We start from the raw sequence: 14,004 nt of genomic DNA, 5'->3' as shown, positions 1-14,004 counted from the left end.
CGTGGGATCCCGATACGCCCGCGGCGCGGGCTACTCGATCAGCATGGATCCGTGCCGGTCGGGCGGCCGCACACCTCCGCGCCGGTGGAGCGACCGCGCACCCCCATGCCGGTCGACCGGCCGCGGCACGCGGAGTACCGAGACCCCGCTCAGTGCCCCGCGGCCGCCTCGTCGCGGGTGCGCAGGCGCGAGACGCCCATCACAACGGCCGCGATGACCAGACCCAGCACGAGGCCGAAGATCATCGAGACGAAGGTGTCGGCCAGCCACACGACGACCGGGCCCGCGCCCTCGACCGCGTGGGTGACGACGTGCACGAGGTCGTAGGGACCGTGCCACACCGTCTCGGCGAGGTTCGCGACGACGAGGTGCCCGCCGACCCAGAGCATGGCGAGCGTCCCGATGATGCTGATCGCGCGGAACACCACCGGCATCGACGCGACGATCCTCGCTCCGGTGCGCCGCACGCCGCGGGCCGCGTTCTTCATCAGGCGCAGGCCCACGTCGTCGATCTTCACGAGCAGCGCGACGGCGCCGTACACGAGCACGGTCATCCCGAGCCCGACCACCAGGAGCGCGCCGAGCGTGGGCCAGATCCCGAAGTCGGGGTCGAGGCCGTCGAGCGCGATCAGCATGATCTCGGTGCTCAGGATGAGGTCGGTGCGGATGGCGCCGAAGACGAGCTTCTTCTCGTCGCGCGCCTCCGTCTCGTGGCCGCCGTGCGAGACGCCGAACCACTCGAGCACCTTCTCCGCCCCCTCGAAGCAGAGGAAGGCGCCGCCGAGGATCAGCAGGTACGGCAGCACCTGCGGCGCGAACGCCGAGAGCAGCAGCGCCAGCGGGATGATGATGACGAACTTGTTGAACAGGCTCCCCAGCGCGATCCGCCCGACCACCGGCAGCTCCCGCGCGGGCGTGAGGCCCTGCACGTACTGCGGGGTGACGGCCGCGTCGTCGATCACGACGCCCGCCGTCTTGGCGCTCGCCTTCAGGGCGGCGGTGAGGATGTCATCGACAACCGCGAGCAGGCCGACCGACATGTGCGTCTCCTTGGAGGTCCGGGGTGAGAGGGCTCACAGTATCGCGAGCTCCGCGGTCGAGCGGGCACGGGGAGGGGCGTGGGTGCGGTAGAGGGGGTCCGGTGCAGGGGATCTCGGTACGCCGGCGGGGCCGGCTCCTCGATCAGCGTGAAGGGCGGGCGGGCTCCGCGGGCCGGCTCCGCGGAAGCGTCAGGAGGCGGCGGGGGCCGGGCCGGTGCTCTCGCGGACGATGAGGCGGGTCGGCACGAGCGAGACGCCGGTGCGCTCGCCCGACTCGAGCTCGCGCAGGAGGATGTCGACCGAGCGGCGGCCCGTGTCACCGAAGAACTGGCGCACCGTCGTCAGCGGCGGCCAGAAGCTCGCCGACTCCTGCATGTCGTCGAAGCCCGCGACGCTCACCTCGCCGGGCACGGCGCGTCCGGCCTCGTGCAGGGCGCGCAGCACGCCGAGCGCCATCTGGTCGTTGGCGGCGAAGATCGCGGTGACCTCCGGATCGGCGGCGAGCCGCTTGCCGAGGCGGTAGCCGGAGTCGGTGGACCAGTCGCCGACCAGCACCTCCGGCACCGGGGCGCCGCGCTCGATCAGGGTCGACTCCCATGCCTCGTGGCGCCGCTCGGCGGAGTAGGAGCGGTCCGGGCCGGCGATGTGGTGCACGGTGCGGTGTCCGAGTCCGAGCAGGTGCTCGACGGCCTGGCGGGCGCCCGACATCTGGTCGGTGTCGACCACCGGGTACTTCTCGCCGCCGGCGGAGTCGACGACCACCACGGGCAGGTCCGGCGGGAGGACGATGTCGGCCTCGTCGAGCAGGTGCGCCTCGACGATGATGATGACGCCGTCGACCGCCTCCTCGCTCAGCCGGTGGAACGCGACCGACACCTCGCCCTGGGTGGGGTGGGAGACGGGGATGAGGGTGATCGAGTAGCCCGCGTCGGCGGCCGCGATCGCGATGGCGTCGAGGGTGCGCATGTTGCCGAACGAGGACAGCGTGAACATGATCACGCCGATGCTGTGGAAGCGGCCCGTCCGCAGGGCCCGCGCCGCGCTGTTGGGCCGGTAGCCGAGGGCCCGCATCGCCTCGAGGACCCGCTCGCGCGTCTCGCCGTCGACGTTCTGCTTGCCGTTCGACACCCGCGAGACCGTCTGGCCCGAGACGTTCGCGCGCCGGGCCACGTCGGCCATCGAGACGCCGCGTCGCGGCCGGGTGGACGGGGACGGGCGGTCGGTCTCGAGTGACATGGGCTTCCCTTTATAGCGCGCCGCCCGTCAGCCGTGGTGCATCGTGCGCCGAACCGTGACGCAGGAACAGTCGCGGGTGGCGACGTGGACATGCTACGGTGACGCTCTGCCATGTTGACGTGAACATGACGGGCCCGCACTACTCCCCGAACGGAATCCCATGACGACGACGTCTCCCCCCGTCCCGCTGAGCGAGGTCGCCCCTCCGGCGTCCCCCCTCGCGGCCCCGAAGTCGCGGGCGAAGAGCGAGTGGAAGGGCCTGGCGTTCGTCGCCCCCTTCCTCGTCGTCTTCCTCCTGGTCTTCATCGCCCCGGTCGTCTACTCGATCTACCTCAGCCTCTTCCGCGAGCAGCTGGTGGGCGGCAACTCCTTCGTCGGCTTCGCGAACTACACCGCGATCTTCACCGACCCGAACTTCTGGGAGGGCTTCGGCCGCGTCCTGCTGTTCCTCGTCGTGCAGGTCCCCGTGATGCTCGTGCTGGCCCTCGTCGCGGCGCTCGCGATCGACAGCGGCCGCCTCCACGGCACCGGCTTCTTCCGCATCGTGGTCTTCCTCCCCTACGCCGTCCCCGCGGTCGTCGCGGTGCTGATGTGGGGCTTCATCTACGGCGACAACTTCGGCCTGGCCGCGAACGTCAACGACCTGCTCGGCTCCGACGTCGTCCAGCCCTTCTCACGCGACTGGATCCTCGCCTCGATCGGCAACATCGTCACGTGGGAGTTCGTGGGCTACAACATGCTCATCTTCTACTCCGCGCTGAAGACGATCCCCGGCGAGCTCTACGAGGCGGCCGAGATCGACGGCGCCGGCCCGATGCGCGTCATCCGCTCGATCAAGCTGCCCGCCCTGCGCGGCGCGATCGTCATCGCCACGATCTTCTCGATCATCGGCAGCTTCCAGCTGTTCAACGAGCCGAACATCCTCCGGACGCTGGCGCCGAACATCATCACCACCTACTTCACCCCGAACATGTACGCCTACAACCTGTCCTTCGCCGGTCAGCAGTACAACGCGTCGGCCACGGTCGCCATCGTCATGGGCGTGATCACCGCGGTGATCGCCTACGTCGTGCAGCTCCGCGGCGCGCGGAAGGAGAACTGATGGCCCTCGCGACCGCTCCCCGGACGCCCGCCCGCGCCCCGAAGCGCCCGGCCGCCCGCCGCGGCTCCTCGGTGCAGCCCAAGAAGTCGATCGCCTTCACCCTGCTGATGTCGGTCTTCATCCTCTACAGCCTCGTGCCGCTGGCCTGGCTGGTCATCAACGCGACGAAGACGCAGGCCGGCCTGCTCTCGAGCTTCGGCCTCTGGTTCGACGGCGACTTCGTCTTCTTCCAGAACATCGCCGACACCCTCAGCTACCGCGACGGGATCTTCCTCCGCTGGCTCGGCAACACCCTGCTCTACGTCGTCGTCGGCGCCGGAGGAGCGACGCTCCTGGCCACGCTCGCCGGCTACGGCCTCGCGAAGTTCCGCTTCACGGGCCGCAAGGCGGTCTTCGCCGTGGTGCTCGGAGCGATCGCGGTCCCCGGCACGGCCCTCGCCGTTCCGACGTTCCTCATGTTCAGCCAGCTCGGCCTGACCAACACCCCGTGGGCGATCATCATCCCCTCGCTGATCAGCCCGTTCGGCCTGTACCTGGTGTGGGTCTACGCGGTGGAGTCGGTGCCCACCGAGCTGCTCGAAGCGGCGCGGATGGACGGGGCGGGCGAGTTCCGCACCTTCTTCACCATCTCCATCCGCCTCCTCGCCCCCGGCATCGTGACCGTGCTGCTGTTCTCGGTCGTCGCGACCTGGAACAACTACTTCCTCCCGCTGATCATGCTGAGCGACCCCACCTGGTACCCGCTCACCGTCGGCCTCAACCAGTGGAACGCGCAGGCCACCGGCGTCAGCGCGCAGCCGATCTACAACCTCGTGATCACGGGCTCGCTCCTCACGATCATCCCCATCGTCGTCGCCTTCCTCGGACTCCAGCGCTTCTGGCAGTCCGGTCTGAGCGCCGGCAGCGTCAAGGGCTGAGCCCTCCCCCTACCCATCCCCCGGCCGGAGCGTCCTGCCCCGTCCACAGCACCCGCAGCACGAAGAAGTGAAGGGAACACCACCATGAAGATCGCCCGTTCCGCCCTCAGGCGGACCCTGACGGTCGCGGCCGTCGCGGCCCTGGCCGCCGGCTCCCTCGCGGCCTGCTCGTCCACCTCCGGTGGCGGCACGACCACGAGCGCCGGCTCCGCCGCCGACCTCGACTCGGCCCTCGAGGCCGGTGGCAAGATCACGTACTGGAGCTGGACCCCCAGCGCCGAGGCGCAGGTCGCCGCGTTCGAGAAGGCCTACCCGAAGGTCGACGTCGAGCTCGTCAACGCCGGCACCAACAAGGACGAGTACACCAAGCTCGAGAACGCGATCAAGGCCGGCTCGGGCGCCCCCGACGTCGTCCAGATCGAGTACTACGCCATGCCGCAGTTCGCGCTGTCGGACTCGCTCCTCGACCTGTCGCAGTACGGCATGGGCGACCTCGAGGACAAGTACTCCGCCTCCACCTGGGGCAGCGTCAACATCGACGGCAAGCTCGTCGGACTCCCGCAGGACTCGGGCCCCATGGCGCTGTTCTACAACAAGACCGTCTTCGACCAGTACGGCATCGCCGTCCCCGCCACCTGGGACGAGTACGTGGCCGCGGCCGAGAAGCTGCACACCGCCGACCCGTCGAAGTACATCACCGCCGACACCGGCGACGCCGGCTTCGCGACCAGCATGATCTGGCAGGCGGGCGGCGAGCCGTTCACCACCGACGGCACGGACGTGAAGATCGACCTCGCCGACGAGGGCACCGCCAAGTGGACCGGCGTCTGGAACCAGCTCGTCGAGAAGAAGCTGCTCTCGGACACCCCCGCCTGGGGCGACGAGTGGTACAAGGGCCTCGCCGACGGCTCCATCGCCTCCCTGGTGACCGGCGCCTGGATGCCCGGCGTGCTGGAGTCCAGCGTCCCCGACGCCTCCGGCGACTGGGCCGTCGCGCCGATCCCGACCTACGACGGCACCGCCGTCAGCGCCGAGAACGGCGGTGGCGGCCAGTCCGTCACCAAGCAGAGCGAGAACCCGGCGCTGGCCGCCGCGTTCCTGCGCTGGCTGAACAGCGACCAGGCCTCGGTCGACGTCTTCCTGCAGAGCGGCGGATTCCCGTCGACCACGGCCGACCTCGACAGCTCGGACTTCACCGGTCAGGAGTCGGAGTACTTCGGCGGCCAGAAGATCAACGAGGTGCTGACCCAGGCCTCGAAGGACGTCCGCTCCGGCTGGTCGTACCTGCCCTACCAGGTCTACGCGAACAGCGTCTTCGGCGACACCGTCGGCCAGGCCTACGCCAACGGCACCAGCCTCGACCAGGGCCTCGCCGACTGGCAGAGCAAGCTCGTCCAGTACGGCAACGCGCAGGGCTTCACCGTCTCGGAGTAGCACCACTGCTCGACGCGGGGCCGGCCGGATCGCTCCGGTCGGCCCCGCGTCGTTCTCACGCTCGGACACACCGGGCACCGATCCTGAGGGGGATCCAGATGACCACCGCTCCCGAGAGCCGCTTCGCCATCGGCACCGTCGACTTCGAGCTCGACGGCCGCCCGCACCGCATCCTGTCGGGGGCGCTGCACTACTTCCGCATCCACCCGGACCTCTGGGCCGACCGGATCCGCAAGGCCCGCCTGATGGGCCTGAACACCATCGAGACCTACGTCGCCTGGAACGCGCATGAGCCGCGCCGCGGCGAGTGGCGCGAGGACGCCGGGCTCGACCTGGGCCGCTTCCTCGACCTGATCGCCGCCGAGGGCATGCACGCGATCGTGCGCCCCGGCCCCTACATCTGCGCGGAGTGGGACAACGGCGCCCTCCCGGCCTGGCTCTTCCGCGACCCCGAGGTGGGCGTGCGCCGCTCGGAGCCGAACTACCTCGCCGCGGTCAGCGACTACCTGCGCCGCGTGTACTCGATCGTGGCCCCGCGCCAGATCGACGCCGGCGGGCCCGTGGTCCTCGTGCAGATCGAGAACGAGTACGGCGCGTACGGCTCCGACAAGGAGTACCTGGCCGAGCTCGTGCGGGTGACCCGCGACTCCGGCATCACGGTGCCGCTGACCACCATCGACCAGCCCACTCCGCAGATGCTCGCCGACGGCAGCCTGCCGGGCCTGCACCTGACCGGCTCGTTCGGCTCGCGGACCACGGAGCGCCTCGCGACGCTGCGCGAGTTCCAGCCCACCGGCCCGCTGATGTGCATGGAGTTCTGGTGCGGCTGGTTCGACGACTGGGGCACCCAGCACCACACGACGGACGCCGACGCCTCCGCGCAGGAGCTCGACACCCTGCTCGCGGCCGGCGGCTCGGTCAACATCTACATGTTCCACGGCGGCACCAACTTCGGCCTGACCAGCGGCGCGAACGACAAGGGCCGCTACGCCGCGATCACGACGAGCTACGACTACGACGCCCCGCTCGACGAGGGCGGCGACCCGACCGCGAAGTTCTGGGCGTTCCGCGACGTCATCGCGCGCTACGCGCCGGTGCCGGAGGAGGTGCCCGCGGTGCGCCCGCCGGCCCCCGCCCTGACCGCTCCGCTCGTCCCCGGCCCGGCGCTGCTCGGCCTCGGCCAGGCGTTCGGACCGGCCGCGCACCTCGACGCGATGGCCAGCTTCGACGACCTCGGCCACGACGACGGCTTCGTGCTCTTCACGACGACGCTCGACGGCTCCTCCGCTCCGGCCCGCCTCGTGGTGGGCGAGGAGGTGCGCGACCGCGCCTGGGTGCTGCTGGACGGCGTGCCGGTGGGCGTGCTGGCGCGCGACCACCACGAGCGGGCGCTGACTCTGCCGAGCGGACGCGGCGAGCTCGCGATCCTGGTCGAGAACCAGGGCCGGGTGAACTACGGCACGCGCATCGGCGAGCACAAGGGCCTGATCGGAGGCGTGACGCTCGACGGCGCCCCGCTGACCGGCTGGGCGGCGCGTGCCCTCGCGCTGGAGTGCCTCCCCGACCTGGCCGTCGCAGCGCCGGCGTTCTCGGCCGGGCCGCAGCTCGCCTCCGGCTCGTTCGACCTCGACGAGCAGGCCGACCTGTACGTGGACACGCTGCACTGGGGCAAGGGCCTGGTCTGGGTGAACGGCTTCCTCCTCGGGCGCTACTGGCGTCGCGGACCGCAGCGGACGCTGATCGTCCCCTCGCCGGTCACCCGCGCCGGCCGCAACCGCGTCGTTGTGCTGGAGCTGGAGGGCATCGCCGAGCCGGAGATCCGCCTGCTCGCGGGAGCCGAGCTCGGGCACACCGAGATCTGAGCTGCGGAGCGGAGGCGGCGGGAGCGGCCGTCGGAGGCGTGGGTTCGGGTTTCCGGGCTTCGTCGTGCGGGTGGGGCCGGGCCGACTCCGATCTGCACGCGCTGCCGGACCGCCTCCGGTCTGCGGGTGCCACCGGGCCGCCTCCGTCCTGCAGGCGGCGCCGGGCCGCCTCCGGGACGCGAGGCTCTGCTAGCCTCAGGCGCCCCGGTGCGGCGCCGGCGGGCGAAGGGGGAGACATGATGTCCAAGACACTGCTGCGCACGACTCTGATGGGAGGCGCGCTGCTGCTCGCCCTCTCGGGCTGCGCGGGGACCGCGACGAGCGGATCGACCCTCCGCCCGTTCACTCCGACGCTCCCCTCGTCGTCGGCCGCCCCGTCCGCCACCGCGACGGCCGCCGCCCCTGCCGCCGACACCGCTCAGAAGACCGGCGAGCAGGTGGCCGCCGTGCTGACCGGCGTGCAGTTCGTGCCCGGCGAGTACGCGAGCATCCAGGAGATGCTCGACTCGATCTACCCCGGCCTCACCGCGACCGACGCCAGCTGCCTCTCGCCGTTCGGCCTGGGCTGGGACACCGCGCAGCCCGCCGCCGGACTCTCGTACGGCACCAGCGCCGACCGCTCCATGACCGCCGTCGTGTCGAGCACCGGCACCGCCGACGCGGCCGCCTCGCTCCTCGCGAGCGCCACCGACGCGACCACGCGCTGCGCCTCCGGCTCGACGCTCTTCGCCATGCAGGGCGTGCCGGTAGAGACGACCGTCGAGCGCACCGAGCAGACGCTGACCGGCGCCGACGAGACGCTCGGCTGGAAGGTGTCCGGAGCCGTGGGCGGCAAGCCGTTCTCGCTCGTGGGCATCACCGCGCGCGTCGGCGGCGACGCGGTCGCGCTCGTGGGCTGGGACCCGACGACGAACACCTCGTACGTCCCGCGCGCGACGCAGCTCGTCGTCGACGGGCTGTAGGGCGCTGGGCGCTGGGCGCTCTGAGCTCTGGCTCTGAGCTCTGAGTCCTGCGCTCGACCGTCCTCCCCTCCGCGAGAGTCCAGGAGTCGTCGCACTCGACGCCGAGTGCGACAACTCTTGAACAGTGGGCGCGGGTCGAGCGCCGGGACTCCGAGCTTTCGGCGCTGCATTTCGACGCCCTCTCCTTCGCGACTGTCCGGGAGTTGTCGCACTCGACGCTGAGTGCGACAACTCGTGAACAGTGGGCGGACGATCGGGCCGAGCGCCTGAGCTCAGAAGGCTGGGCGTTGGGCGTTGGGCTTCGGGCTTCGGGCTCGCTCCTCCGCGAGAGTCCAGGAGTTGTCGCACTCGACGCTGAGTGCGACAACTCTTGAACAGTGGGCGCGGGTCGAGCGCCGGGACGGAGCGGGCACCGGGCGCCGGGCACCTCCCGAGCTTCGGGCAGCCCGCACACGGCGCTGGAGCGCGCCTCAGGCCAGCCAGGAGAGGGTGCCGCCATGGGCGGCCGCGCTCGCGAGCGGGACGCCGTCGGCGGCGAGCAGGAACGGGGTCGGCTCGGGGGCCGTGCGGTCCCCGCGCGCGGCGACGAGGTGCGGGAGCAGCGCCTCCGCCTCGAGCGTCACCAGGCTCGCGCCGCGATCGGCGACCGTCGCCAGGACGCTCTCGCGCGCGGGCCACGGCAGGTAGACCAGGGTCCCGAGCGAGACGACGACCGTCCGCAGACCCGGCGGCACCGCGTCGAGCAGGGCGGGCAGCTCGGCGGCCGCATCGCCCGCGACGATCGTGGGCGGGTCGTCCTGCAGAGTCTCCACGGCCGAGCGGAGCCGCGCGGTCCGCTCCGGACGGTCGGGCGGGAGCAGCGCGCCCAACCAGGCGACGTCCTCGGGCGAGCGGACGTCGAGCGGCGCCAGGTCGAGCCCCCGGCGCCACGCGACGACCGGCAGCCGCCCCGGCGCCGCGCCTCCGCTCACCGCGCACCGCAGCAGAGGCGCGCCCGACCCGAGCCTCGTCTCGCCGTCGCTCGCCGTGAAGGCGTAGGAGTACCGCTCCGGCGCCAGGCAGAGCCCCGCGGAGGCGCCGATCTCGACGAGCGCCACCGGCTCACCGGGCTCCGTGATCCGCTCCAGCGCCGCGACCAGGGGCGCGCACCGCAGCGCCTCGTTGGTCTGCGTCCTCCGCTCCGCCGCCACCGGCGCCACCCGCGCCCACTCGCTCCGGAGCCACGCGGCGAATCCGGCGCCGTCGACGTCGGGCACGCCGAGCAGCCGCGCGACCGAGAAGAGCAGGGACGGCTGCCGGTGCTGCGCGGGCAGCTCGTCGATCAGGGCGAGGAGGCGCGCATCCTCCGTGACGGCGAGCGCCCACTCGACCTGCCGCTCGGAGGTCTGCGCGAGCTCGACGGCGGCGCGGCGGAAGCGGTCGGCGGAGGAGTGCATGCCTCCATCCTGAGGGAGCGGCGCCACGGTTCCTGCAGGCGGGCGGAGGACCTGCGTGGCGGGCGACGGCCCCGCCTCCGCGGATGTCGGTGGTCGCCGGTAGAACGGACTCATGTCCGACACCGCTCCGAGCTCCGCGTCCGCGCCGGTCCGCGAGCGGCGCCTGCTCGACATCCGGCGGATCTACGCCGAGCCGGCCGCGCTCGAGCTGCCCCGTGGGCAGGAGGTCCTGGCGCGGTGGCCGGGCGCCGAGATCGTGCCCGTCGAGTCGCACTGGCTGATCCCGGAGGTGCACGGCGACGAGGCGAACGTCGCGCGCTGGGTGCGCATCAAGACGGAGGCGCTCGTGCTCGGGGTGAAGAAGTCGCTCGTCACGCGCCCGAACGGCCGCTCGGCCGACTTCATCGCCCCCTCCACCGCCAACGGCTGCGCCATGGCGTGCGTCTATTGCTACGTGCCACGGAGGAAGGGCTACAGCAACCCGATCACGCTCTTCACGAACATCGAGCAGATCCAGCGCCACCTCGCCCGGCACATCGGCAAGCAGGGCCCCAAGGCCGAGGCGAACCAGTGCGACCCGGAGGCCTGGGTCTACGACATCGGCGAGAACAGCGACTGCTCCGTCGATGCGCTGCTGAGCGAGAACGTCCGCGACCTCTGCGAGCTGTTCCGGATGTCGCCCACCGCCAAGGCGTCCTTCGCGACCAAGTACGTCAATCGCGAGCTCCTCGAGTGGGACCCGCTCGGGCGCACGCGCATCCGGTTCTCGCTGATGCCCGCCGAGACGGCGAAGGTCACCGACATCCGCACCTCGCCGATGGCCGAGCGGGTCGCGGCGATCAACGACTTCGTCGACGCCGGCTACGAGGTGCACGTCAACTTCTCGCCCGTGATCCTCACCGAGACCTGGCAGCAGGACTGGACCGAGCTCTTCGACCAGCTCGACGCCGCCCTCCACCCGCGGGCGAAGGCGCAGCTCGCGGCCGAGGTGATCCTCCTCACCCACAACGAGGGCCTGCACGAGGTGAACCTCGGCTGGCACCCCAGGGCGGAGTCGCTGCTCTGGCAGCCGGGGCGCCAGGAGCAGAAGCTCTCCGAGAACGGCGCCGTCAACATCCGCTACCGACGCGACCTCAAGCGCGCGGCCCTCGACCGCTTCCGCGCCCTCCTCGCCGAGCGCCTCCCCTACTGCCGCGTCCGCTACGCCTTCTGAGCGTCGGCACCCCCGCCGGAGCGGTGGCGCGACGACTCGCGCAGGAGCGCACCCTCCTCCTCCCGCCGACTTGCCGAGACACCGCCAACCCGGCGAGACACCACCGCGGAAGGCGGCGCCTCTCGCACGAGAGCAGCGTCTCGCCGCAGGAGCTCGCGCAGCGCCTACGCAGGGGGCCTCACTCCCGTCCGAGCACCCACCGACACCTGCCCCGCCCTGCCGAGACACTGCCGGCCCGCCCGGCACCTCACTGCCGAGTCGGTGTCTCGCGCACGAGCACGGTGTCTCGACGCAGCCGCCCCGCCCTTAGGAGGCACCCCGCAACTGAGCCCCGGAGTCACCCGGCTGGGAGTCCGCCCGGCGGCCGGGGCCACTGCTTCGCATTCCGGATAGCGACACGTGCCCTCCGAACGAGGGGCGTACTTTCGGAGAACAGCCGGAGGGACGGCCCGACCGCCCGACTCCACGGGCCTGCAGAGCAGGCGTCAGCGGGGATCGACGGCTCGGCGCGACGGCATCCGGGCTCGACATCCCGGAGCCCGGCACCCCCGGATCGACACTCCGGACACTCGACTCGGCGGCACAGCACACCCCGGGTCCTGCTCCCCACGAACACCCCCACCATCTCGCACTCCCCCTCCCGGCGGCACTCGCCGGGGCACCCCACCGTCGCGGCCGGCACCCGCGACACAGCACAGAACGGCGGCACGCACCATGGGCGCTCTCCTCTACGGCACTCCCCCCACCTCGCACGAGATCGACGACCGCGCGCTCGCGCACCTCCAGATCGTCATGATCAACAAGTTCCGCCGCGACGAGGCGTTCGCCTTCCAGCTCGACGCCTCGAGCGCGCACGGCACCGGACGCCAGACACTGTGGCTGCACCCGACCATCCCCCTCCAGTTCTCGTTCCACGGAAGCCGCATGCCGGCGATCAACGCCACCTGGGTGCGCGCACTGATGGAGGAGGCCAACAGCGGCCGGGGCCTGCGGATCGTCACCGAGCCGGCGCAGCAGCCCGAGTCCTCCGGGCTCACGCACGCTGCCTGAGCGCGCCGTGTCCAGGCGCGACGACGACGAGCCGATGGAGGTCACCGACTTCGTCGAGCTCGCCGGTGCAGTGCACGACGACGCAGGCTTCGAGTGCTCCTCCACTGTCGACGGCGTGACGGGCGCGCTCTGCGTGCTGCCCGACTCCCTGGTGCTGCGGAGCGCCGGCACCGGCGACTCGACCCGCGTCGGCACCCGCGACATCCGCTCCTGGCGGGCCACTCCGGCCGGCGCCACCTTCTCGCTCGCCGTGGAAGCCGGAGCGCGGCACACCGTGGTGCTGCTCACGCAGTTCCAGGCGGCGACCGTCCAGGCCATGACCCGCGCCGCCGGACCCGCGACTGGTTTATCCGCTTAACGAATTCCCCGTTCGGGGCACGCGGTGAGGAGCGCTCCTCGTGCGACCCTGATCGGGATGAACGAGAAGGACGAGGTCATGCGCTCCGACATCGGCGGGCGTGACATCGAGCAGGCGCGGGCCCTCTTCGAGCAGTCGTACAACGGGCACCGCTTCGTCGTCGAGCCCGGCGAGGACTTCTCGTACCGCTACACCTCCGTCGGCGACGGCGATGTGACGCTCCGCGGCAGCCAGTTCGCCGGCTCCGTGCAGGGCTCGATCCAGACCGAGGGCGAGTACGTCGTCTCGTGGCTGACCGCCGGCGCGGGCGTCACCGATCTCGACGGCGACGCGGTGACCCTCGGATTCGGGCAGCCGGCGATCTTCGTCAACGACCGTCCCAGCCGGTTCGAGTTCCACGACTACCGCCAGAACCTCATCCACTTCGACGGCGCGTACCTCGAGGGCATCGCGGAGGAGGTCGAGGGCACCCGCGGCCCCCTCCTCTTCGACACCACCGCACGACCCGAGGGCGCGGCGCTGCGGCGCTGGTCGGCGACCGTCGCGACGGTCGCCCGGGTGATCTACGACGCCGACAGCTCGCCGCTGCTGCGCCGCGAGGCCGACCGCGCGGTCGCCGTCGCCCTGCTCGAGACCTTCCCGCACTCGACGCTGGACACTCCCGGCGACCTCGGGGTACCCCGCTCGGGGCGCCTCCGCCAGGCGATCGAGTACATGTACGAGCACGCCCACGAGCCGCTCCGGACCGAGCAGATCGCCAACGCGGCGGGCATCGGCCTGCGGACGCTGCAGACCGAGTTCCGGCGCGAGTTCGGCTTCACCGCGGTCGACTACCTGCGGCGGATCCGGCTGGACGGCGTGCAGAAGGAGCTGCGGGCGGGCGAGTCCGGAGTCGTCAGCGTCAGCGAGGTCGCACGGCGCTGGGGCTTCGCGCACCTCGGCCGGTTCTCGGCCTCGTACGCCCACCGCTTCGGCGAGCGCCCCAGCACCACGCTCGACACCTGAGGCGTCAGAGGTAGTCGGTCCCGCCGTCGTCCTCGCTGTCGTCGCCCTCGCCGCGCGGCTGCACGGTCGGCCGCGCGGGCTGGAGCCGTCGGGTCTTCTCGCGCATCGACTCCACCGCCTCCGGATCGTCGAGGTCGACGCCGCGGTCGAGCGCCGGGCTGGTGAAGAGCTGGCTGGCCGGTCCGACCAGGAGACGGGTCTCGCCTCGCAGCCCCTCGTCCGAGAGCGACGGCACCACGACCAGGTCCGACTTCCCCACGTTCGCCAGCGCCTGCGCGTACTCGACGACCGCCGAGCACACCTCGTCGCCCAGCAGCACGAATCCGCTCGCATAGTACAGCTTCTGCATCTCGCCCTCCCCTGGATCCCGGACCGCCCCTCCGGTCGGC

Annotated in this window: 13 protein-coding genes; 9 read left to right on the top strand and 4 right to left on the bottom strand. The window is 71.7% G+C overall.

The annotated features are described in order from the left end of the window. Positions 1-149 precede the first annotated feature (149 nt). Both C5C71_RS14240 and C5C71_RS14235 read right to left on the bottom strand, forming a co-directional pair. Positions 150-1,040 (bottom strand): DUF808 domain-containing protein, encoded by an 891-nt coding sequence (locus C5C71_RS14240; protein WP_104223404.1) that lies wholly within the window; start codon positions 1,038-1,040, stop codon positions 150-152. 189 nt (positions 1,041-1,229) lie between these two features. Continuing rightward, positions 1,230-2,276 carry a LacI family DNA-binding transcriptional regulator gene (locus tag C5C71_RS14235; RefSeq protein WP_146076621.1) on the bottom strand — a complete coding sequence of 349 codons (1,047 nt, stop codon included), beginning with the start codon at positions 2,274-2,276 and terminating at the stop codon, positions 1,230-1,232. Positions 2,277-2,436: 160 nt separating this feature from the next. On the opposite strand from C5C71_RS14235, the gene C5C71_RS14230 reads away from it, so the two are divergent. The 5 genes from C5C71_RS14230 to C5C71_RS14210 all read left to right on the top strand — a co-directional run bounded on the left by C5C71_RS14230 (position 2,437) and on the right by C5C71_RS14210 (position 8,553). Further along, entirely contained in the window at positions 2,437-3,378 is a 942-nt protein-coding gene (locus C5C71_RS14230) for a carbohydrate ABC transporter permease (RefSeq protein WP_104226355.1), read from the top strand. A 107-nt stretch (positions 3,379-3,485) separates the two neighbouring features. Then, positions 3,486-4,295, top strand: a complete 810-nt coding sequence (locus C5C71_RS14225) for a carbohydrate ABC transporter permease (protein ID WP_258062773.1) — start codon at positions 3,486-3,488, stop codon at positions 4,293-4,295. Between the two features lie 84 nt (positions 4,296-4,379). Continuing rightward, positions 4,380-5,729 (top strand): sugar ABC transporter substrate-binding protein, encoded by a 1,350-nt coding sequence (locus C5C71_RS14220; protein ID WP_104223423.1) that lies wholly within the window; start codon positions 4,380-4,382, stop codon positions 5,727-5,729. A 98-nt stretch (positions 5,730-5,827) separates the two neighbouring features. Continuing rightward, a complete protein-coding gene (locus C5C71_RS14215) occupies positions 5,828-7,591 on the top strand; it encodes a beta-galactosidase family protein (RefSeq protein ID WP_104282952.1) in 1,764 nt (587 codons plus the stop codon). A gap of 236 nt (positions 7,592-7,827) precedes the next feature. Then, complete coding sequence (locus C5C71_RS14210) at positions 7,828-8,553, top strand: hypothetical protein (RefSeq protein ID WP_146084476.1); 726 nt, start codon at positions 7,828-7,830, stop codon at positions 8,551-8,553. A gap of 470 nt (positions 8,554-9,023) precedes the next feature. Here C5C71_RS14210 and C5C71_RS14205 read toward each other — a convergent pair whose 3' ends face one another. Beyond that, positions 9,024-9,989: a DUF2332 family protein gene (locus C5C71_RS14205; protein WP_181065722.1), complete on the bottom strand. Its 966-nt coding sequence runs from the start codon at positions 9,987-9,989 to the stop codon at positions 9,024-9,026. Between the two features lie 112 nt (positions 9,990-10,101). On the opposite strand from C5C71_RS14205, the gene C5C71_RS14200 reads away from it, so the two are divergent. The 4 genes from C5C71_RS14200 to C5C71_RS14185 all read left to right on the top strand — a co-directional run bounded on the left by C5C71_RS14200 (position 10,102) and on the right by C5C71_RS14185 (position 13,615). After that, positions 10,102-11,202: a spore photoproduct lyase family protein gene (locus tag C5C71_RS14200; RefSeq protein WP_104337917.1), complete on the top strand. Its 1,101-nt coding sequence runs from the start codon at positions 10,102-10,104 to the stop codon at positions 11,200-11,202. A gap of 714 nt (positions 11,203-11,916) precedes the next feature. After that, the gene (locus C5C71_RS14195; RefSeq protein ID WP_104223411.1) at positions 11,917-12,252 is read left to right on the top strand and encodes an ATP-dependent DNA ligase; all 336 of its coding nucleotides are present in this window, start codon (positions 11,917-11,919) and stop codon (positions 12,250-12,252) included. A gap of 7 nt (positions 12,253-12,259) precedes the next feature. Then, the gene (locus C5C71_RS14190) at positions 12,260-12,610 is read left to right on the top strand and encodes a hypothetical protein (protein ID WP_104223412.1); all 351 of its coding nucleotides are present in this window, start codon (positions 12,260-12,262) and stop codon (positions 12,608-12,610) included. 57 nt (positions 12,611-12,667) lie between these two features. Continuing rightward, entirely contained in the window at positions 12,668-13,615 is a 948-nt protein-coding gene (locus tag C5C71_RS14185; protein ID WP_104273908.1) for an AraC family transcriptional regulator, read from the top strand. Positions 13,616-13,619: 4 nt separating this feature from the next. Here C5C71_RS14185 and C5C71_RS14180 read toward each other — a convergent pair. Beyond that, positions 13,620-14,004, bottom strand: a 385-nt coding sequence (locus C5C71_RS14180; protein ID WP_219813915.1) for a hypothetical protein, incomplete at its 5' end; no start/stop codon positions are given.

The sequence above is a fragment of the Rathayibacter sp. AY1C1 genome, assembly GCF_002932105.1.
Lineage (GTDB): Bacteria > Actinomycetota > Actinomycetes > Actinomycetales > Microbacteriaceae > Rathayibacter.
This window is presented reverse-complemented; position numbering and strand designations above follow the sequence as displayed.

Bases quoted from the DNA above. Each gene is read 5' to 3' on its own strand.
- C5C71_RS14240 (WP_104223404.1), bottom strand. From the start codon at position 1,040: ATGTCGGTCGGCCTGCTCGCGGTTGTCGATGACATCCTCACCGCCGCC.
- C5C71_RS14235 (WP_146076621.1), bottom strand. From the start codon at position 2,276: ATGTCACTCGAGACCGACCGCCCGTCCCCGTCCACCCGGCCGCGACGC.
- C5C71_RS14230 (WP_104226355.1), top strand. From the start codon at position 2,437: ATGACGACGACGTCTCCCCCCGTCCCGCTGAGCGAGGTCGCCCCTCCG.
- C5C71_RS14225 (WP_258062773.1), top strand. From the start codon at position 3,486: ATGTCGGTCTTCATCCTCTACAGCCTCGTGCCGCTGGCCTGGCTGGTC.
- C5C71_RS14220 (WP_104223423.1), top strand. From the start codon at position 4,380: ATGAAGATCGCCCGTTCCGCCCTCAGGCGGACCCTGACGGTCGCGGCC.
- C5C71_RS14215 (WP_104282952.1), top strand. From the start codon at position 5,828: ATGACCACCGCTCCCGAGAGCCGCTTCGCCATCGGCACCGTCGACTTC.
- C5C71_RS14210 (WP_146084476.1), top strand. From the start codon at position 7,828: ATGATGTCCAAGACACTGCTGCGCACGACTCTGATGGGAGGCGCGCTG.
- C5C71_RS14205 (WP_181065722.1), bottom strand. From the start codon at position 9,989: ATGCACTCCTCCGCCGACCGCTTCCGCCGCGCCGCCGTCGAGCTCGCG.
- C5C71_RS14200 (WP_104337917.1), top strand. From the start codon at position 10,102: ATGTCCGACACCGCTCCGAGCTCCGCGTCCGCGCCGGTCCGCGAGCGG.
- C5C71_RS14195 (WP_104223411.1), top strand. From the start codon at position 11,917: ATGGGCGCTCTCCTCTACGGCACTCCCCCCACCTCGCACGAGATCGAC.
- C5C71_RS14185 (WP_104273908.1), top strand. From the start codon at position 12,668: ATGAACGAGAAGGACGAGGTCATGCGCTCCGACATCGGCGGGCGTGAC.